The sequence below is a fragment of the Parafannyhessea umbonata genome (genome assembly GCF_900105025.1).
Lineage (GTDB): Bacteria > Actinomycetota > Coriobacteriia > Coriobacteriales > Atopobiaceae > Parafannyhessea > Parafannyhessea umbonata.
Map to the genome: position 1 here is coordinate 680,760 of NZ_LT629759.1, position 19,672 is coordinate 700,431.

The 19,672-nt window shown below is 66.1% G+C and carries 18 protein-coding genes; all 18 read left to right on the top strand.

What is annotated here, in order from left to right:
• Positions 1–8: 8 nt before the first annotated feature.
• Entirely contained in the window at positions 9–980 is a 972-nt protein-coding gene (gene rsmH, locus BLT96_RS03040; RefSeq protein WP_090844088.1) for a 16S rRNA (cytosine(1402)-N(4))-methyltransferase RsmH, read from the top strand.
• 142 nt (positions 981–1,122) lie between these two features.
• Entirely contained in the window at positions 1,123–1,629 is a 507-nt protein-coding gene (locus tag BLT96_RS03045; RefSeq protein ID WP_090861629.1) for a hypothetical protein, read from the top strand.
• Positions 1,630–1,709: 80 nt separating this feature from the next.
• Entirely contained in the window at positions 1,710–3,464 is a 1,755-nt protein-coding gene (locus BLT96_RS03050) for a peptidoglycan D,D-transpeptidase FtsI family protein (RefSeq protein ID WP_245719315.1), read from the top strand.
• Between the two features lie 29 nt (positions 3,465–3,493).
• Entirely contained in the window at positions 3,494–4,942 is a 1,449-nt protein-coding gene (locus BLT96_RS03055) for a UDP-N-acetylmuramoyl-tripeptide--D-alanyl-D-alanine ligase (RefSeq protein WP_090861633.1), read from the top strand.
• Positions 4,942–5,973, top strand: coding sequence for a phospho-N-acetylmuramoyl-pentapeptide-transferase (gene mraY / locus BLT96_RS03060; RefSeq protein WP_090861635.1), 1,032 nt, complete (start codon positions 4,942–4,944; stop codon positions 5,971–5,973). The genes BLT96_RS03055 and mraY overlap by 1 nt, the downstream gene beginning before the upstream one ends.
• A 22-nt stretch (positions 5,974–5,995) precedes the next feature.
• Positions 5,996–7,402 carry a UDP-N-acetylmuramoyl-L-alanine--D-glutamate ligase gene (gene murD / locus BLT96_RS03065; RefSeq protein WP_245719316.1) on the top strand — a complete coding sequence of 469 codons (1,407 nt, stop codon included), beginning with the start codon at positions 5,996–5,998 and terminating at the stop codon, positions 7,400–7,402.
• 3 nt (positions 7,403–7,405) lie between these two features.
• On the top strand, positions 7,406–9,025 hold the full coding sequence (locus BLT96_RS03070; RefSeq protein ID WP_090861639.1) for an FtsW/RodA/SpoVE family cell cycle protein: 1,620 nt from the start codon (positions 7,406–7,408) through the stop codon (positions 9,023–9,025).
• Complete coding sequence (murG, locus tag BLT96_RS03075) at positions 9,015–10,142, top strand: undecaprenyldiphospho-muramoylpentapeptide beta-N-acetylglucosaminyltransferase (protein ID WP_090861641.1); 1,128 nt, start codon at positions 9,015–9,017, stop codon at positions 10,140–10,142. The genes BLT96_RS03070 and murG overlap by 11 nt, the downstream gene beginning before the upstream one ends.
• 83 nt (positions 10,143–10,225) lie before the next feature.
• On the top strand, positions 10,226–11,644 hold the full coding sequence (gene murC / locus BLT96_RS03080) for a UDP-N-acetylmuramate--L-alanine ligase (protein WP_090861643.1): 1,419 nt from the start codon (positions 10,226–10,228) through the stop codon (positions 11,642–11,644).
• On the top strand, positions 11,645–12,556 hold the full coding sequence (gene murB, locus BLT96_RS03085; protein WP_090844066.1) for a UDP-N-acetylmuramate dehydrogenase: 912 nt from the start codon (positions 11,645–11,647) through the stop codon (positions 12,554–12,556).
• Positions 12,557–12,565: 9 nt separating this feature from the next.
• Positions 12,566–13,708 carry a cell division protein FtsQ/DivIB gene (locus BLT96_RS03090; RefSeq protein ID WP_090861646.1) on the top strand — a complete coding sequence of 381 codons (1,143 nt, stop codon included), beginning with the start codon at positions 12,566–12,568 and terminating at the stop codon, positions 13,706–13,708.
• Between the two features lie 434 nt (positions 13,709–14,142).
• Entirely contained in the window at positions 14,143–15,297 is a 1,155-nt protein-coding gene (ftsZ, locus tag BLT96_RS03095; RefSeq protein WP_090864152.1) for a cell division protein FtsZ, read from the top strand.
• Between the two features lie 19 nt (positions 15,298–15,316).
• Positions 15,317–16,111: a purine nucleoside phosphorylase YfiH/LACC1 family protein gene (locus tag BLT96_RS03100; protein ID WP_090861648.1), complete on the top strand. Its 795-nt coding sequence runs from the start codon at positions 15,317–15,319 to the stop codon at positions 16,109–16,111.
• A gap of 35 nt (positions 16,112–16,146) precedes the next feature.
• The gene (locus BLT96_RS03105) at positions 16,147–16,878 is read left to right on the top strand and encodes a YggS family pyridoxal phosphate-dependent enzyme (RefSeq protein ID WP_090861650.1); all 732 of its coding nucleotides are present in this window, start codon (positions 16,147–16,149) and stop codon (positions 16,876–16,878) included.
• Positions 16,879–16,963: 85 nt separating this feature from the next.
• A complete protein-coding gene (locus tag BLT96_RS03110) occupies positions 16,964–17,713 on the top strand; it encodes a cell division protein SepF (protein WP_090861652.1) in 750 nt (249 codons plus the stop codon).
• A gap of 5 nt (positions 17,714–17,718) precedes the next feature.
• Entirely contained in the window at positions 17,719–18,531 is an 813-nt protein-coding gene (proC, locus tag BLT96_RS03115) for a pyrroline-5-carboxylate reductase (RefSeq protein WP_245719317.1), read from the top strand.
• Between the two features lie 12 nt (positions 18,532–18,543).
• On the top strand, positions 18,544–18,792 hold the full coding sequence (locus BLT96_RS03120) for a YggT family protein (protein ID WP_245719318.1): 249 nt from the start codon (positions 18,544–18,546) through the stop codon (positions 18,790–18,792).
• Between the two features lie 74 nt (positions 18,793–18,866).
• Positions 18,867–19,568 carry a DivIVA domain-containing protein gene (locus BLT96_RS03125; protein ID WP_090844055.1) on the top strand — a complete coding sequence of 234 codons (702 nt, stop codon included), beginning with the start codon at positions 18,867–18,869 and terminating at the stop codon, positions 19,566–19,568.
• The last annotated feature ends 104 nt before the right edge of the window (positions 19,569–19,672 follow it).

Here is a 19,672-nt window from a genome sequence, read left to right on the forward strand (position 1 = left end):
TGGACCTCTTGACACATGAATATCGGCACATTCCCGTCATGCTGGACGAGGTTCTGTCCCAGCTCGATCCCAAGCCGGGCGAGGTCGTATGCGACTGCACCCTGGGAGGGGCCGGACACTCGGTGGAGCTTGCCAGGCGCATCCAGCCCGGCGGCCTTTCCATCGGGATCGACCAGGACGACATGGCGCTCGAGGCCGCGGCGCGGCGCTTTGGGGACGAGGTCCCCGGGGCGGAGCACCGCTTCCTGAAGGGGAACTTCGGCTCCCTGGACGAGCTCCTGGTCAAGGCGGAGGTGCCCGGCGTCGACTGCTTCCTGTTCGACATCGGGGTCTCCTCCCCGCAGCTCGACATCCCCGAGAGAGGCTTCTCGTACCACGAGGACGCCCCGCTTGACATGCGCATGGATCCGGGTAACAACACCCTAACCGCAGCAGAGGTCATCAACACCTACAACGAAGCCGACCTCGCCCGGATCTTCCGCGTCTATGGGGACGAGAAGTACGCGTCCAGGATCGCCCGCCAGATCGTTGAGAGGCGCAAGAGCGAGCCCATCGAGACGACGCTCCAGCTGGTCGAGGCCATCAAGGCCGGCATCCCCGCCGCGGGGCGCCGCCACGGGGGACATCCCGCCCGCAAGACGTTCCAGGCGCTGCGCATCGAGGTGAACCACGAGCTCGACGTGCTGGACCAGGGCCTTCGCGCCGCCGTCAGGTGGGCGAACCCGGGCGGGAGGATCTGCGTGATCTCGTACCACTCGCTCGAGGACAGGATCGTGAAGCACGTCTTCACGGAGATGTCGCAGGGCTGCATATGCCCGCCGGACCTCCCGGTGTGCGTGTGCGGGCACGTGCCGATAGTCAGGGTCAGTACGAAGAAGCCCCTCGTCGCAAGCGAGGGGGAGGTGAGCCGGAACCCCCGCGCTCGCAGCGCGCTCATGAGGGTGGCCGTCCGTCTGGACACCACCGGCGAGGGCGCATGAGTTAGACGCATACGGCCCCGGCCGTTTGCCATAGCACCACAAACGAAGCATTTCGCACCAGAACGCAGCTTAAACGAACCACCAACGCACAACAGCCAAGTGCCACCGCGAGCGGTGGCCTTGGTCATCTAAGGGGACGGAAATGGGCATGATGGGCTCCGAGGCATACAGCTACTACGGAAACGCATACGAGCGGCCTCGCGAGGTAGAGCGCCACGCACCGTTCGAGGTCGTGCGCGGCGGCGGCCTGGACGCCCGCGTCAGGAGCGGCGTCACCGCCCAGTTCTGGACCCGATTCAAACTGTTCGTCGCGTGCGTCCTGGCGTTCGCGACCATCGGCATCTTCCGCGTCGCGCTCACCGCGGCCACGGTCTCCAACCTCACCCAGGCAAACGCCCTGGAGGAGAAGATCTCGACCTCCGCGTCCGCGAACAGCGACCTCAAGATAGAGCGCTCCGTGCTCAGCAGCAGCTCCCGCGTGAACGCGATCGCGACGCAGAACTACGGCATGGTCCTTTCGACCGACACCGAGGCCATGGACGCGTCCGCCCAGGGCGCCGACGCTTCCGCGAAGGGCGCGAAGGCGACGTCTGGCGACGCCGCGCAGCAGGCATCTGCAAAAGATGCGCAGTCCTCGGATGTGCGCTAGCTTTCGCCCGTCGTGGCGTAAACTCCATATCCGTGAGATACCAGAGTGGAAATAGAGACGGCCGCAGAGGCCGGTATGACGTGACGGGAGCCTCGTACGACGAGGCTCCTCGTTCGCGTCGCGGCGTCCCCGTGCGCGGCGGACGCGCCCCACAGCACAGCTCGTACGACCAGATGGTGAGGATAGTTTTTCTCGTCCTGGGCTTCATACTGCTCTTTGTGGTGGGAAGGCTCATCTACCTCCAGGTTGTGGACGCGAAGTACCTCTCAACGAGGGCGGCGGCGCAGCGCACGAACGAGATAACCATTCATGCGAAGCGCGGCACCATATACGACAGAAACGGCAACGTCCTGGCCACGAGCGAGGACTGCAAGACCATCTATTGCAACCCGCAGGAGGTGAACGACCCCGCTGAGGCCGCGTCCGTGCTCGCGGACGAGCTGGGCGGCGAGGACACGGACTACGTCGACAAGCTGATGGGTGACAACTCGTTCACCTACATCAAGCGCCAGGTGGACGAAGACGTTGCCAAGAGCGTGCAGAAGAAGCTCGACAAGAAGAAGATCCGCGGCGTCTACTACCTGAACGACGTGAAGCGCGTCTATCCCTACGGTGCGACGGGCGGTCAGGTGCTTGGCATCGTCGGCACGGACGGCAACGGCCTGAGCGGCCTGGAGCTGTACTACAACGATGTGCTCGAGGGCACGGACGGAAAGATGATGGTCGAGACCGGCTCGGGCGGCACGCCCATCGCCGGCGGCAACTCCCAGGTCGTGAAGAAGGCCAAGAACGGCAAGGACATCGTCATCTCGCTCGACATAGACGTCCAGAAGATCGCCGAGGACACCATCGTCCAGGGCGTAAAGGACTACAAGGCGGACTCCGGCTCCGTCATGGTGACCGACCCCAAGTCCGGCGAGATCATCGCGGCGTGCTCGACCCCGCTCTTCAACATAACGGACACCTCCCAGATCAAGGAGGGCGCACTGAACCTGAAGCCGGTCTCGTCCTCCTACGAGCCGGGCTCGATCTTCAAGGTGCTGACCGCCGCCATCGGCATCGACAACGGGCTCGTGACGCCGAGTTCGACGTTCTCGGTGCCGGGCAAGGTCAGGGTGGGCGACGACCTCGTGGGCGACGACGACGGGCGTACGGCGACCATGAACATGTCGCTGAGAGAGATCCTGAGGCGCTCCTCGAACGCCGGCATGGCGCTCGTGGCGCAGGACGTGATAGGCGAGGAGAAGTTCGCGAACGGCGTCGCGAAGTTCAAGATCGGCACGAAGACCGGCATAGACTATCCGGGCGAGGTCAAGGGCATCGTCAAGCAGCTGAACCAGTACGACGGCGCCAGCTTGGGCTCCATGTCGTTTGGCCAGTCCCTCGCCATACCACTAGACCAAATGGTGAAGGCCATAGGGTCCATCGCGAACGACGGCAAGATCGTGACGCCGCACTTCCTGGTGAGCAGGGGCGGCAAGAAGGTCGCGTGGAAGTCCGAGGGCCGCGCCGTGTCGAAGAAGACGGCGGACGAGGTCACGGACATGATGCGCACGGTCGTGAAGGACGGCACGGCGCAGGCGGCGCAGGTGAAGGGCTACGACGTGGCGGGCAAGACCGGCACGGGCGAGCAGGCGGACGATTCCGGCAAATACGTCGCGTTCAAGTACGTGAGCTCGCTCATAGGATTTGCGAACGCGAGCGACCCGAAGGTCCTCGTGTACGTAGGCCTGAACGGCACCCCGTATCTTGCCACGTCTTCCGCGGCGCCGCTCTTCTCTACAATCATGAGTGAGGCCCTATCCGACATGGGCGTGACGCCTGACGCGGGCTAGCCGCGCCAGGGAAGGTGACAGGTGGTTCGATGGTAAAGATCTCCGTTCCTGACATGGTTCGCGCGACCGGCGCGGACGTGGTGATCGAGGTCCCCGGCGGCGTCGTCGAGGGCGTCCAGACAGACTCGCGCGCCGTGGGCACCGGCACGTGCTTCGTGTGCTTCCCGGGCGAGCGGGTCGATGGCAACAAGTTTGCCCCCGCCGCGGTGGAGGAGGGTGCCGCCGCGGTCGTCATGACGCGCGAACCCGACGAGTCGCTGCTTGCCCTTGCGCGCGAGCGCGGCTGCTCCGTGCTGAGGGCGAAGGACGACGATCCCGAGGAGTTCATGCTGCGCCTCGCCGGCGCCTGGCGGCGCATGAACCCGCAGTGGGTCGTCGTGGGCGTCACGGGGTCGGTCGGCAAGACCACCACGAAGGACATGCTGAGGGCGTCTCTTGCCACGCGCTACCGCGTGCACGCCACCGCCGGCAACTTCAACAACCTCATCGGGCTCCCGATTACCATCCTCTCCGCCGACAGCGCGGACGAGGTGCTGGTGTGCGAGATGGGCATGAACCACAAGGGCGAGCTCACGCGCCTTGCCGCCGCGGCGCTCCCCACCGTGTCGCTCATCACGAACGTGGGCACCAGCCACATAGGGCTACTGGGCTCGCGCGAGAACATCGCCCGCGCGAAGGCCGAGATACTATCCGGCATGCGCCCGACCGCCGAGCCACAATCCGGCGTGAGCCCCATGCTCGCCATGACGTCTGACAACGACTTCGCACCGCTCATCGAGCGCGAGTACGCCACGCCTGCGGGCGTTGAGTGCATCTACGTGGGCACGGGCGAGAAGGACGACGTCCGCGCCTCTGATGTTCGCCTTGACGGGGAGGGGCACCCGTCCTTCTCGCTCGGCTTTGCCGACGGATGGTCGAGGGGCGTGACGCTGGACGTTCCCGGAAAGGCCGTCGTTCAGGACTTCCTGCTCGCGATTGCCGTCTGCGACCGCCTGGGCGTGGACCGCGACGCCGCGGCCGACGCGATGGAGCACATGCCGCGCACCGGCATGAGGCTCGAGGTCATCCGTACCGCGGGCAAGCCCAGCATGATCGACGACTCGTACAACGCGAGCCCCAGCTCCATCGCGGCGGCGCTCGACGTGCTGTGCTCCATGGAGTGCGCCGGCCGGAGGGTTGCCGTCCTGGGCGAGGTGGGCGAGCTCGGCGGCGAGTCGGCGCGCCTGCACGGTTACATCGGCGCGTACGCCGCCGCAAAGCCAATAGACCTGTTGGTGCTCGTGGGAGCGGACGATGCCCGCCAGATGCGCGAGGCCGCGCTCACCATGGGCTTCTCGGAGGACAGGCTCGAGCTCTTCCCGGACGTGGACTCCGCCGTCGCGACCATCGGCGCGGTGCTGGGCCCGGATGACCTCGTACTAGCAAAGGGCTCGAGGTCGGCCGGCCTCGACCAGTTCGTCAAGGGAGTGTTGGCCTGATGTTTGGAAACCCGAGCTATCCCACGTACCAGATCTTCCTAGCGGCCGTGATCGCCGCGGCCATCGTGCTCGTGCTCATGCCGCTCTTCATCAGGCTCATGCGCCACGAGGGCATAGGCCAGCAGGTCAGGGCGGACGGCCCGCAGAGGCACCTCGTCAAGCAGGGCACGCCCACCATGGGCGGCGTCGTGATCTTGGCGGCGGTCCTCATCACGTGCGCGATTCAGGCCCGCTGGACCATGGACCTCGTGCTCGCGGTGCTCGCGACCTACCTCACCGGCTCGCTTGGCCTCCTGGACGACATCGAGAGCGTCGCGCACAAGCGCTCGCTCGGCCTCACGCCCTCGCAGAAGATGGCCGGCCTCATCCTGATCTCCGTCGCGTTCTGCGTGCTCGCGGTCAACTTCTGCGGCGTGACGCCCAGCGTGGCGTTCCCGGGCGGCGCCGCGCTCGACCTCGGCGTCCTCACGACGACGGTCAAGGTTGGCGGCACGGCCGTCAGGCTGCCGTGGCTGTACATGTTCTTCGTGTTCCTGCTGATGGCCGGCCTCTCGAACGCCGTGAACCTCACGGACGGCCTCGACGGCCTCGCCGGCGGCTGCACGCTCGTCGTCATGCTCATCATGGGCATGGTCGCGTTCAGCTACGGCGAGAGGAACCTCGCCATCTTCGCCGCGGCCATATCCGGGGCGCTCGTAGGTTTCCTGTGGTACAACTGCTATCCCGCGTCCATCTTCATGGGCGACACGGGATCGCTCGCCCTCGGCGCCGCGTTCGCGTCGCTTGCGGTCCTCACGAAGACCGAGATCTGCTCGCTCGTGATGGGCGGACTGTTCATCGTGGAGGCGCTCAGCGTCATCATCCAGGTCGTCAGCTTCAAGGCGACGGGCAAGAGGGTGTTCCTCATGGCGCCCATCCACCATCACTTCGAGAAGAAGGGCTGGAGCGAGACGAAGGTCGTCATCCGCTTCTGGATCGTCTCCGCGGCGTTCGCCGTCCTCGGATTCGCGCTCTACTTCCAGCTTCGCTAGGGAGGCCAGAATGGCTCGGGAAATGGAAAACAAGTTGGGCGACGTGTGCGTCCTCGGGCTCGGCAAGACCGGCCGCGAGGTCGCGCGCTACCTCTGCGGGCAGGCGCGTGGGCGCGTGGGCTCCGTCACGCTCTACGGGGGCGCGAGCTCGAGCGAGGGCGACGCCACGCGCGAGCTCGAGGCGCTTGGCGTTCGCGTCGTCGTCGGCACTGAGGAGGTCGAGGGAGCGTACGACCTTGCGGTGTCGTCTCCCGGCATATCCGAGTTCTCCGCGTTCTTCTCGTCCGCGCGCGAGCACTCCCGCGAGATCATCGGCGAACCGGAGTTCGCGTGGCGCGAGAGCCCGTACAAGTGGGTCGCCATCACCGGCACCAACGGCAAGACCACCACGACCACGCTCTCGACGGCTCTCCTGCACGAGGGCGGCCTATCCGCCGTCGCCGTCGGCAACATCGGCAACCTCTGCACCGGCGAGGTCGCCGCGCGCACGCCGGACGAGTGGTTCGTGGCGGAGCTCTCCAGCTTTCAGCTCGCGTGCACGCGCCTTCTGCACCCGCGCGTCGCGTGCCTGCTCAACGTCACGCCGGACCACGTGGAGTGGCACGGCTCGATCGAGGCGTACGCCGCGGCAAAGGAGAAGGTCTTCCAGAACCTCGACGCGGGCAACCTCGCGATCGTGAGCGAGGAGGACTCGTGGTGCCAGGCCGTTATCTCGCGCCTGGAGGCGCGGGGGCTGCGCGTGTGCCACCTGAACGTGCACGCACAGCCGCAGGAGCCGTGCGCCGCGTTCGTGCGCGACGGAAGGCTCGTCGTGCGCCTGGATGGCAAGGAGCACGACCTTATGGCGACGACCGAGGTCCCCATCGCGGGCGACCACAACCTACAGAACGTCCTTGCGGCCTCAGCGCTCGCGCTTGAGCTCGGCGTCTCGGCGCAGGACGTCGCACGCGGCGTTCGCGCGTTCCACGCCCTCGAGCACCGCATCGAGCCGTGCGGCGAGGTCGCGGGCGTGCGCTTCGTGAACGACTCCAAGGCCACGAACACCGACTCCGTGCAGAAGGCGCTCACGGCGTTTCCCAAGGGCCACGTCGTGCTCCTGCTCGGCGGCCACGACAAGGGCACGGACCTCGCGCCGCTTGCCGCAGACGTCGTGCGCGACTGCAAGGCGGCCGTGTGCTTCGGCGCGGCGGGGGAGCGCATCGCCTCCGCGCTCGAGGACGCGCTTGCGGAGGGCGACGGCACCACGAGGGTCGTGCGCGCCCCGCACCTGCGCGAGGCGTTCGACGCCGCCGTGTCCGAGGCCGCACCGGGTGACGTGGTGCTCCTCTCGCCCGCGTGCTCGTCCTTCGACGAGTTCGGCAACATGGCGGAGCGCGGGCGCGCGTTCAAGCAGATGGTAAGTGACCTGGGGAAGAAAAGAGAGAGCTAGCGTATGCAGCGTGTAGAGTCGGCAGGCCAGACAACGGCGAGAAGGACGGTCGAGGCCGGCCACGGCGCGTTCGCTGATCGCTACATCTTCGGGGTTCCCGCGCGCTTCATGGCGCCGCGCCTGCTCTTTCTGGGCGCCGTCGCGTTCCTTGCGCTCTTTGGCCTCACGATGATCTACTCGTCGTCGTCCATAACGGCGCTGTCATCGGCGGACGCCCACTATAACGCCGCGTTCTACCTGCAGCGCCAGCTGCTCTTCGGCGCGGTGGGCATTGTGCTCGCGTTCGTGATCGCGCGCTTCGACTACCACCTGTGGGTCCGAAAGCTGCTCGTGGTGGAGTGGCTTGTCACCTTGATTCTCCTGCTGCTGGTGCTCACGCCGTTTGCGGGGTCGGACGCATACGGCGCGACGCGCTGGATCCAGGTGGGCCCCGTGAACCTGCAGCCGTCCGAGTTCGCCAAGATCACGCTCATCCTGGTCGCGGCGAACCTCATCAGCGAGTACTACGAGGGTACGACGTACGACTCGCGCGAGCTGATCACGTTCCTCGTGTTTGGCATCGTGGTGCCCGCCCTCCTCATCTTACGGCAGCCGGACAAGGGCACCTTCACGGTCGTCGCCGTGACGCTCATCATCATGCTGTACTTCGGCGGCGCGCCCGGCAAGCTGTGCATTGGCCTCCTGGTCCTGGGCATCGCGACCCTTGCCCTCGTCTCGTACGCGCAGCCGTACTCGCGCGCCCGCATCGAGATCATGATGAACCCGTGGTCGGACCCGTACGACAAGGGCTACCAACTCGTCCAGGGGCTGTACGCGTTCGGATCCGGCGGCGTGTTCGGCGTGGGAATCGGCATGTCGAAGCAGAAGTACAGCTACCTGCCCATGGCGTACAACGACTTCATCTTCGCCGTCGTGGGCGAGGAGCTGGGGCTCGTGGGCACGCTCGGCATGGTCGCTGCGTTCGTCGTGCTGCTGTGGGCGGGCCTCAAGATCGCGCGCTACGCCCCGGACCTCTCGGGCCAGCTCGCCGCCGTGGGGTGCACGTTCATCATCGTCGCGCAGATGCTACTCAACGTGAGCGGCGTGCTATGCATGTTCCCACTTTCCGGAAAGCCGATTCCGTTCGTCTCGTATGGCGGTTCGTCCATCATGAGCAGCCTCATGCTCGCGGGCGTCGTCATGTCCGTGTCGCTTCAGAGCAAGCTGCCCCAGACGGAATACGACGACCGCAGGAGCGAGTGGAGCGTGACGTCCGCGCCCAGGCAGGAGTCGTTTGTGGGAGAGCCCACCCCCAGGAGCGCGCGTCGGACGAGCGTGCCGCTTGCCGGTACGGCCACGTCCGCGGAGCCCACACGCGGCAGGTTCACGGTGCTCGGCGGCGGCCGCGAGCCCGGAGCCGAGCGTGCGGGGGGCTCCTCCACGAGTCCGGAGCAGCTCAGGCGCGAGCGAGAGATGCGCGCCAGGGCGAATGGTGCTAGAGTCACTTCCGACAGGCGGGGCAGGACGCGCATCGACCTGGGGCCGAGCGCGAGCGACCGCCTGAGGACCAGAAACCAGGGTCCCGAGGTGAGGGGCTACGATGGCCCGACCCGGGATAGAAGGAGGGACAGGCGTGGCAGATAGCTTGAGGGTGGCAATCGCCGCCGGCGGAACCGCGGGCCACATCAACCCGGCGCTCGCGCTGGCAGAGGAGCTCGCCGCGCGCGGGCATCAGGTGGAGTTCTTCGGCCAGCCCAAGAAGCTGGAGTCCACGCTCGTGCCGCAGGCGGGCTTCCCGTTCAACCCCATCGACGTCACGGGCTTCGACCGCTCGCGTCCCTGGACGCTCGTCTCGGCGCTGTGGCGCATGCGTGCCGCCCAGAAGACCATCGGCCGCCACTTCGGCTCTTCTCGCCCGGACGTCGCGGTGGGCTTTGGCGCCTACATCGAGCTGCCACTCATCAACTGGTGCCACGCGCAGGGCATCCCCTGCGTCATCCACGAGCAGAACTCCGTGCCGGGGCTTGCCAACAAGACGTCCGCCGCGAAGGTGAAGACGGTGTGCGTGTCGCTTCCCGTCGCGATTGACGCGTTCAGGGGCAAGGTCGGGCCCGACACCCAGATCGTCGTCACGGGCAACCCCGTCAGGCAGAGCGTCATCCGCGCCGACCGCGCGGAGGGCCGTCGCAACCTCGGCATCCCAAAGGACGCCACGATGCTTCTCGTCTTCGGCGGAAGCCTCGGCGCGCGTCACCTCAACCAGGGGGTCGCAGCCCTTAAGTCCAAGCTCCTCTCGCGCAAGGACCTCTACGTCATCCACTCCACGGGCAAGGGCGAGTACGACTCCGTCGTGAACGAGCTCGCCCTCACGCAGGACGAGGCCGCGCGCTGGCGCGTCATGCCCTACATCGACCGCATGGGCGAGGCCCTTGCGGCCGCGGACCTCGTGCTCTCACGCGCCGGAGCTTCCTCCGTGGCAGAGATCGCGGCGCTCGCCGTGCCGAGCATGCTCGTGCCGTATCCCTTCGCGACGGCGGACCACCAGACCACGAACGCCCGCTACCTCGTGGACGCGGGCGCCGCGGTGCTCCTTCCGGACGAGAAGATCGACGCGCCCGAGTTTGAGGACGACCTCCTCGGCCTCGTGGATGACCCCGCCCGCCGTCAGGCCATGCGAGACGCGGCCCGAGGCCTCGCCCAGGACAAGGCGGCCCTCGCCCTCGCCGACCAAGTGGAAAGTGCCGCGGCGCTCAAGGCGTAGCGCCACGGCAACCCATATTGCGCTAGAGTATGGTAAGGCCCACGTGCCGTGGGCCATTTCTTCATGTCTAAGAGAGGTTACTGATGGCTAACGACATCCAGCGCGTCAGCAGCGCGCACTTCATCGGCATCGGCGGCGCCGGCATGAGCGGCATCGCCCTCGTACTGCACGAGCGCGGTTGCAAGGTCACCGGCTCTGACCTCAAGGAGTCCCGCTACGTCCGCGAGCTCGAGAAGGCGGGCATCACCGTCCACGTGGGACACCGCGCCTCCACCATAGACGAGGTCGCGCCCGAGGTCGTCGTCACCTCATCCGCCATCCCCGAGACCAACCCCGAGGTCATTCGCGCCCGCGAGCTCGGCATCCCCGTGTGGCCCAGGGCGAAGATGCTCTCGTACCTCTCCATCGACGCGACTACGGTCGCCGTCGCAGGCACGCACGGCAAGACCACCACGTCGAGCATGGTCGCGACCATGCTCGACCACCTCGGAAAGGACCCGTCGTTCCTCATCGGCGGCATCGTCGAGGAGTACGGCACGAACGGCCGCAACGGCAAGGGAGGCTACTTCGTGTGCGAGGCGGACGAGTCCGACGGCTCGTTCCTCTACCTCGACCCGGACGTCGTCGTGATCACGAACATCGAGGCGGACCACCTGGACCACTACGGGACGCTCGAGAACATCGAGAAGACGTTCTGCAAGTTCATGGACCTCGTGGGAGACGCCGGTACCGTGATCATCAACGGCGACGTCGAGCACTACGTCGAGCTCGCGAAGTCCACGGGCCGCAGGGTCGTGACGTACGGCTTCGACGAGAAGAACGACTACGTCTGCCTGCCCGATCCCGGCGAGCACCACAAGCTCGCCTCGCACTTCGGCGTCAGGGTCCCGTCCGGCAAGGTCGTGAAGGTCGAGATCATGGCGAACCCCGGTCGCCACAACATGGCAAACGCCACGGCCGCCATCGCGGTCGCGGACGTCCTCGGGATGGACACCGAGGACGCGGCCGTCGCCCTCTCTGGCTTCAAGGGTGCGCACCGTCGCTTCACGCACGTGGGCGACGTGGACGGAATAACCGTCGTGGATGACTACGGCCACCACCCCACGGAGATCAAGGCTACGCTCGCGGCCGCGAAGGACCTGCAGTTCGACCGCATCGTCTGCGTGTTCCAGCCGCACCGCTACTCGCGCACCCAGGCGCTGGCCGACATGTTCGGCACCGCGTTCGACGACGCGGACGTCCTCATAGTGACGGACGTGTTCTCTGCCGGCGAGACTCCCATCCCGGGCGTCACCGGCAAGACCGTCTCGAACAAGGTGCTCGAGAAGGGCCACGTCTCAGACGTGACGTACATCCCAAGCCGTAGGGACGTCGTGAGCCACCTCGTCGAGGTCTGCCGCCCCGGCGACCTCCTCATCACCCAGGGCGCGGGCGACGTCACCTCAATCGGACCCTCCTTCATCAAGGCGAAGGCGGAGCAGGATAAGGATGCAGAGGCCTAGGTGAGCATCTTCAACGCATACATGGCGCTGTCCGGTGCCTACGACGCGGACGTCACGAGGGACGAGAGGCTGTCCCACCACACGACGTACCGCATCGGGGGGCCGGCGGCGCTCTTCGTCAAGGTGAACTCGTACCCCGCGCTGCTTAAGACGATCGAGATCCTTGGTCGCGAGGGCGTGGACTGGGTCGTGCTTGGCAAGGGCTCGAACATCCTGGCCGCGGACCGTGGCTACGACGGCTGCGTCATCGTACTCGGTCGCGAGTTCTCGCGCATATCCTTTGACGGAAGCGAGGTCACGGCCGGTGCGGGAGCGACCATCGCGCGCCTGGTGAGCGAGACGCTCTCGCACTCGCTCTCAGGGCTCGAGTGCCTCGTGGGCATCCCCGGCACCGTCGGCGGCGCCGTATCGATGGATGCGGGTACTCGACACGAGTGGATCGGCGCGCGCGTGAAGGACGTCGTGACGCTGCGACCGGGCGAGGGACTCCACCGCTATGCGGGCTCGGACATCGAGTGGGGCTACCGCTACACCGACATCCCGACGAGCGAGATCATCCTCGAGGCGACGTTTGCCCTCGTGCCCGACGAGAAGGCGGCCATCGCGGAAAGGATGGAGGCCCTCGTCGCCCGAAGGAGGCTTCGCCAGCCGCTTGGCAAGCCGTCATGCGGGTCCGTGTTCAGGAACCCAGGGTCGCGCTCCGTGGGCCAGCTCATCGATTCCTGCGGCCTCAAGGGGTACTCCGTCGGTGGCGCGTGCGTGTCAGACATGCACGCGAACTTCATCGTGAACAACGGCGGCGCCCGTGCGGCGGACGTGATCGCCGTCATGAGCCGCGTGCACGACACCGTGCTCGACAAGTATGGCATCGACCTCGTCCCAGAGGTCAAGTGCCTGGGATTCGGCGCGTAGGGGGAGGCCATGGCCGACGGCAGGAAGCCCACGAAGCGTAGCGCCCCCACGGGGGCGTCTCGTCCTGCCGCGGGACCCGCCCGGCCGCGGCGAAGCCGGCCATCGGCCCGCGTGGCGCCGTCTCCCAAGGCGGCTGGCACTTCTCGCCCGAAGGCGAAGCTGTCCACGCCGCCTGCGGGCGAGGTCCCGCAGCGCAAGTCAGGGGCGAACCGCCCCGGGTCGGACGTCGTCGTGCGCCGCGGCATCGTCGCGGGAATCGTCGTGGCGGCGCTTCTGCTCGTGGCGCTCGTTGGCTACCTGGTGCTCTCGTATACGCCGGCGTTCACCATCGCGAAGGTCGAGACCACCGCCACGAAGCACATCAGCCGCGCGAGCATCGCGAAGCTCGCGAAGGTCCCCAAGGGCTCGACCCTTCTGAACTTGGACGAGGACAAGGTCACCCGCAACCTCAAGAAGAACCCGTGGGTGGGATCCGTCACGTACGAGCGCAGATACCCCGACACAGTAAGGATCGTCGTGAGGGAGCGCAAGGTGAGCGCGCTCGTGGTGATGAGCGCGGGAGACGTGGTCTGGTACCTTGGCGAGGGCAACGTGTGGATCGAGCCCGCCTCCATCAAGGTGGGAGAGAGCGACTCCATAGACGACCTTGCGCTCGCCGCCGCGCAGAAGGCGGGCGTCATGCTCATCACGGACGTCCCGGCGAGCATCACGCCCGTGGCGGGCTCGACCGTGAGCTCCGAGGTGCTCAACGGCGTCGCGTCGTACCGCGAGCAGTTTGGCGAGAAGATCAGCTCCAAGATAGTGTCCTTCTCGGCAAGCAGTGTGGACAGCATCGGATGCACTCTCAAGAGCGGAGTGCAGGTTTCTCTGGGATCCCCGACGAACATCTCGTCCAAGGAAGCCGTGCTTACTCAGATCCTGGAGAAGTACCAGGGCAAGCTCACGTACGTAAACGTGCGCGTCCCGACGCGCCCGGCCTACCGGCTCGTGGACTCCGATGACGTGGAGCAGGGCACCGGCGTCACGGGGGCGGACGCGGCGCAGACGGCGCAGGACAAGAGCACGTCGAACGGCTCGTCCTCAGACGCCTCCTCGTCGGCCGCGTCCGGCGACGGGGACTCGGACTCGAACGCTTCCGGTCAGGACGGATAGCAGGGTCGCGCATGCGGCTGCAAGCGGAAGGCCTGACGCGCGAAACCCTCGACCACCCATACGCACAAGCGCTTTTCCACAAAACCCTAAAGAACTACTTGACAGATGGGGGTCGCTCAGAACACGGCTCCTAGCTGGACAATCCATATCTTGAACATATTTGTTGACGAAAGGCGCGACTTTGTGCAAATATATCGCGCTTTGTGATAGGCATATGGCTCTACCTTAGGTTTAGGGTTTTGACAGGTCAGTCGCGGGGCATCTTTTCCGATTTTCAAGGCACCATCGGGCAAGAGACGTGAACAGAAATGAAGCAGCACGGGAACAAGAACGTAAAGGGCGGTACCGCTAAGGTCACCATCGAGATTGACGGGGCGGCATCCAACAGGGAAGAGGACGACGTCCCCAAGACCGTCGCCAAGCGAGGAGGAACCATGATGGACAACGACATCCCCAGCAACTACCTTGCAGTCATCAAGGTCGTTGGCGTAGGCGGCGGCGGTACCAACGCCGTGAACCGAATGATCGAGGAGGGAATCCGCGGCGTCGAATTCGTTGCGGTCAACACCGATGCGCAGGCGCTTGCCATCTCTGATGCGGACATCAAGGTCCACATCGGCGGGGACATCACCAGGGGCCTGGGCGCAGGCGCGAACCCCGAGGTGGGCGCAGAGGCCGCCGAGGACTCCCACGACGACATCAAGCAGGCGCTCGCAGGCGCGGACATGGTGTTCATCACGGCGGGCGAGGGCGGCGGCACCGGTACCGGTGCGGCGCCGGTCGTCGCGGACATCGCGAAGAACGACATCGGCGCCCTGACCGTCGGCGTCGTCACGAAGCCGTTCACGTTCGAGGGACGTCCCCGTGCGAACAAGGCCCAGCAGGGCATCCAGACGCTGTCCGAGTCCGTCGACGCGCTCATCGTGATTCCAAACGACCGCCTGCTCGACCTGTCCGAGAAGAAGACCTCCTTCCTCGAGGCGTTCCGCATGGCGGACGACGTCCTGTGCCAGGGCACGCAGGGCATCACGGACCTCATCACGGTCCCGGGCCTCATCAACCTCGACTTCGCTGACGTCTGCACCATCATGAGGGGCGCAGGCACTGCCATGATGGGCGTCGGCGTCGCGTCTGGCGACACCCGTGCAGCCGACGCCGCCGCGGAGGCAATCTCGAGCCCGCTGCTCGAGGTGGGCATCGAGGGCGCAACGCGCGTCCTTCTCTCCATCGCCGGCAACAAGGATCTTGGAATCCAGGAGATCAACGATGCCGCGGAGCTCGTCGCCCAGAACGTCGACCCCGAGGCAAACATCATCTTCGGTACCGTCGTGGACGAGAGCCTTGGCGACCAGGTCCGCGTCACGATCATCGCGACGGGCTTCAACGACTCCAACGTCCAGGCGCCGCTGCCGACGTTCACGAACGACCGCGCGTCCTCGAGGGGCGGCTCTCGAGGTGCCGGTCGCGGCTCTGCGAGCCGTTCCGCCGCGGCACCCGCGCCCGCTCCGCGTCAGGCTCCCGCAACGAAGCCGAACGACATCAACAAGGAGTTCGACGTCCCCGAGTTCCTGAAGCACAGCCGCATCTAGCGACCGAGGGGCGTGCGCTTTGGAGCTTACGCGAGACACGAGGCTGGGCGTGACCCTGTTGGAGGACGCGAGCCGTCCACACGGGGTCACGCTCGCATTCACCGAGCGGACCGGTGGTTGCTCTGCCGGGCGGTACGCCTCGCTCAACCTCGGTGACGCCTGCGGGGACGACGCGGCGGCGGTCGAGAAGAACCGCATGCTCGCGCTGGAGGCCGTGGGCGCGGGGAAGTGGGCCACGAACCTCGTGAACCCGAAACAGGTCCACGGTGACCACGTGGTCGTGGTGCGTTCCTGCGGTGAGGCGGAGGTCGCGGCAGCCATTGCCGAGGCAAGGTCCGGGGCGGACGCCGTCGTGTGCATTGCGCGGCACGTGCCCGTGCTGCTGTGCTTCGCGGACTGCGTTCCCGTGGTCCTTGTGGCACCCGGAGGGTTTGCCGTCGTCCACTCCGGCTGGCGTGGGACAATCGCGAGGATTGCCGCGAAGGCGGCGCGCGTGCTCGCGGAGGAGTGCGGCTGCGAGGCCGCGGACGTGAGCGCCTACATCGGGCCCCACGTGACGGGGGAGGACTACGAGGTCTCCCAGGAGCTGCTCGACAGCTTCGTGGGGGAGTTCGGCCCGTCAGTGCGGGCGTCCGAGCGACACCTCGACCTCGCGTGCGCGATAAGGGCCGCGCTCGAGGACGAGGGCGTCGACGAGGGGAACATCCTCGACTGCGGGCTCTCCACCGCGGGCAACGTGGGAAGGTTCTTCTCCTACAGGGCGGAGGACGGCAGATGCGGACGCCACGGCGCCATAGCCTGCCTGTGCGATTGATCTGTTGGAACGAGCGAGCGTGAGGAAGTGGTCGCGTGACTGAGGGGGAGAGGTCAGGGTACCTCGACTTTCTGAGGGAACGCAGGGAGCAGATTCTGCAGAGGGTCGCCGACGCGTGCAGACGTGCCGGCAGGACCACGGACGACGTGACGATTCTGGGGGTCTCCAAGACCGTCGGCGTCGACGAGGTGGCGCTGGCGTGGCAGGCCGGGTGGCGTGCGTTCGCGGAGAACCGCCCGCAGGAGCTGACGCGCAAGCTCGAGGGGCTGCGCGAGCATCCGGAGATGTCCGGAGTGCGCTTCGACATGATCGGCAACCTCCAGACCAACAAGATCAACCAGGTCATCGGACGCGTCGGACTCATCCACTCCATCTCCTCCGCGCGCCTGGCCGAGGCGGTCTCGAAGCGCTCCGTCGCACACGGCATCGTCTCCGACGTTCTGCTCGAGGTGAACGTCTCTGGGGAGGAGTCGAAGTCGGGCTTCGCCCCCACGGAGGTTGAACAGGCGCTCGACGGCCTGCTGGGGCTTCCGGGAATCCGCGTGAGGGGACTCATGACCATGGCCCCTGCGCACGACGCCGATGCGGCGAGAAGGACGTTCGGTGGGCTGCGCGAGCTCCGCGACGAGCTTTCCGCGCGTTCCGGCAGGAGCCTGGCGACGCTGTCGGCAGGCATGAGCGACGACTTCCAGGTCGCCATCGAAGAGGGCTCGACGATCGTGAGACTGGGCAGGACGCTCTTCAGCCCAGACTACGACCTTAGGTAGGAACGGATTCGCTCGCCGGAGGTCTCGGCGGACGGACAGATGACTTCGGACGGTGCCGGGCACGGTCCGGGAAGGCGAGGACGACATGAGTTTCCTCGATACGCTTAGGGACAAGCTAACTGGGTCGAACGACGACTACTACGACGACGACTACTACGACGACTACGATGACGCACCAGAGCGCGAGGAGCCGCAGCCACAGGGCGCGGGCCTCCTGGGCAACACGAGGCGTCCCGAGGCGGAGAGCGTCTCCGTCTACACGCGCTCCGGAAGGCCGGTCGGCAGCAACGGCGCGGGCGGACCGACGCCTGCTCCCGCACCGTCGTACGGCGGCGGCTACCGCGACGAGTACCAGCGTCCGGCACGCCCGCAGAGCCCGAACCCGCAGTATGCCCAGCGTCCGCAGCCGGGCTATAGCGGCTACTCCGAGGAGACGCAGGCAATCCCGCAGACGCCGGCGCATCCGCCCGTGCACGAGGGCGTCCTCGGCAACTCGACGGGCGGTCACACGCCCGCGGACATCGGCCTGAAACCCATCCCGCGCCCCGCAACCTCCGGACAGCTCCCGCCGTACGTGCTGAAGCCCGTCTCGTACGACGACGTGCAGATGGTAGTGCGTCGCGTGCGCACCAACCAGCCCGTTGTCCTGGTGTTCAAGAACACCAACATCGAGACCGCGAAGCGCATCCTCGACTTCTGCCTCGGTCTGTCGTGCGGCATCGGCGGCCAGGTGGACGAGCTCGGCGATCGCGTCTTCGTGATCGCCCCGCAGGGCATCGAGCTCTCCGACTCCGACATCAACAAGCTCGTCCAAGACGGAACCATCGAGAGGTAGGGACATTGGGTAAGCTCAGCTCAACGGTCGCGGTCGTCGGCGCCGGGTCCATGGGCGGCGCAATCGCCTCCGGCCTGGTCGTGTCTGGAGTCGCGGAGCCCTCTCGCGTGATGGCATGCGACCCCTCGCAGGAAAAGCTCGCCCTTCTGGGCGAGAAGGGCATCCAGACGTTCGACGATGCCGCCACGATGCTTGCGGCAGATCCCGACGTCGTGGTGCTCGCCGTGAAGCCACAGGTCCTGCCCGCGGTCGTTTCCGGGATTGCGGACAAGCTCGTGGACAGGGAGGTCATCTCCATCGCGGCGGGAGTCCCTCTCGCAACGCTCGAAGGCCTGCTTCCTATGTCGAGGGTCATCCGCGTCATGCCGAACCTTCCCGTGCAGGTGCTGTCTGGTGCCACGGCGGTGTGCCCTGGCGGTAGGTCGAGTGCCGAGGACGTGCACGTCGCACTTCAGATATTCGGTGCACTTGGCACGGCAAAGGTCATGCGTGAGGACCAACTGGACGCCGAGGGTGCGGTCGTGAGCTGCGGGCCCGCATACGTGGCACTCTTCGTGGACCTTCTCACGAGGGCCGGCATCGAGAACGGGCTTCCTGCAAGCGACTGCCGCGAGATGGTTCTTTCGACCATGCGAGGCGTCTGCACGCAGCTCCTTGAGTCTGGGGAGCACCCGCGCGTCTACATGGAGAGGGTCACCTCCCCGGGAGGCACGACGGCGGCGGGCCTCAGGGCAATGGAGTCCCAGCTCTCGTATTCAGTCTACGAAGCTGCTGACGCGGCGCTGGAGCGGACGCGCGAGCTCGCGAAAGGCCAGTGAGGAGGTTCGCACTTGCAGATAGGTTACGTAGTCTACAGGCTGCTCAACTTCTACGAGATGCTGATATTCGTTCAGGTGTTGCTCTCGTGGTTCGTAAGCAGTGGAAACAGGTTCGTGGTGGACGTCTATGGCGCGCTGTCCACGCTCGTTGACCCCTTCGTGAATCTGTTCCGGCGTTTCATTCCGCCCTTTGCAGGCCTGGACTGGTCGCCCTTTATCGCGATATTGGTTCTTCAGTTCGTCCAACGTTTAGTTTTGTAAGAGTCGGGATATACTGAGGTAGGCGGTTATCCGCACTGCTGACGTAGCATGCACACAGTTGAAAGGGAACTAAGATGGCTATCACCCCAGCAGACATCGAGAACATGACCTTCTCCCAGGCAGGAAAGCACGAGGAGGGCTACAAGACCGACGAGGTCGACGTCTTCCTGGACCAGGTTGCCTCCGAGGTCGACGCCATGCTGCAGAAGATCGCGGACCTGAAGGGTCGTCTGACCACTTCCGAGCAGCAGCTTGCCGCCGCCCAGGCGCAGGTCGCGCAGCTGAAGGAGCAGACCGCCATGGCCGCTCCCGTCGAGCCCGCGCCTGTACCCGTGCCGCAGTCCGAGTTCACCGCCTCCGAGCGCCAGATTTCTCAGGTGCTCATCGTTGCCCAGCAGAGCGCTGACAAGCTGGTTGCCGACGCCCGCACCAACGCGGAGAACATCCGCAACGAGGCGGACCAGAAGGCCCGCGAGGTCATCCGCCAGGCCCTTGCCGAGAAGCAGAACGAGCTCGACGAGATCGATCGTCTGAAGCAGTCCCGCGAGGACTTCCGTGCGGAGTACAAGAAGCTCCTCCAGCACTTCATGGACGATGCGGACTCCGTCTTCCCGCAGCAGACGCTGAGCGTCCCGAACGGCTCCAAGGGCACCACGCACACCGACTCCGTCGTCGCTCCGACCCCTGTGATTCCCGCCGCCGCTCCCGTGGCGGACGCAGAGGCAACGACTTATGCCCCCGCGCCCGCGGCGAACGACTTCAGCGACCTCGACTGATATGTAGATAGACTTGTCAAGTGGCAAAGGTGGGCCAGCCTCCGACTTCTCGGGGACCGGCCCACCTTTTTCTATGGCCACCTCCCGCGCGACGGCGCCCAGGG

Excerpts from the sequence above, each read along its gene's own strand:
- BLT96_RS03045 (WP_090861629.1), top strand. The coding sequence starts at position 1,123 with ATGGGCATGATGGGCTCCGAGGCATACAGCTACTACGGAAACGCATAC.
- BLT96_RS03055 (WP_090861633.1), top strand. The coding sequence starts at position 3,494 with ATGGTAAAGATCTCCGTTCCTGACATGGTTCGCGCGACCGGCGCGGAC.
- mraY (WP_090861635.1), top strand. The coding sequence starts at position 4,942 with ATGTTTGGAAACCCGAGCTATCCCACGTACCAGATCTTCCTAGCGGCC.
- murD (WP_245719316.1), top strand. The coding sequence starts at position 5,996 with ATGGAAAACAAGTTGGGCGACGTGTGCGTCCTCGGGCTCGGCAAGACC.
- BLT96_RS03070 (WP_090861639.1), top strand. The coding sequence starts at position 7,406 with ATGCAGCGTGTAGAGTCGGCAGGCCAGACAACGGCGAGAAGGACGGTC.
- murC (WP_090861643.1), top strand. The coding sequence starts at position 10,226 with ATGGCTAACGACATCCAGCGCGTCAGCAGCGCGCACTTCATCGGCATC.
- BLT96_RS03090 (WP_090861646.1), top strand. The coding sequence starts at position 12,566 with ATGGCCGACGGCAGGAAGCCCACGAAGCGTAGCGCCCCCACGGGGGCG.
- ftsZ (WP_090864152.1), top strand. The coding sequence starts at position 14,143 with ATGATGGACAACGACATCCCCAGCAACTACCTTGCAGTCATCAAGGTC.
- BLT96_RS03110 (WP_090861652.1), top strand. The coding sequence starts at position 16,964 with ATGAGTTTCCTCGATACGCTTAGGGACAAGCTAACTGGGTCGAACGAC.
- BLT96_RS03125 (WP_090844055.1), top strand. The coding sequence starts at position 18,867 with ATGGCTATCACCCCAGCAGACATCGAGAACATGACCTTCTCCCAGGCA.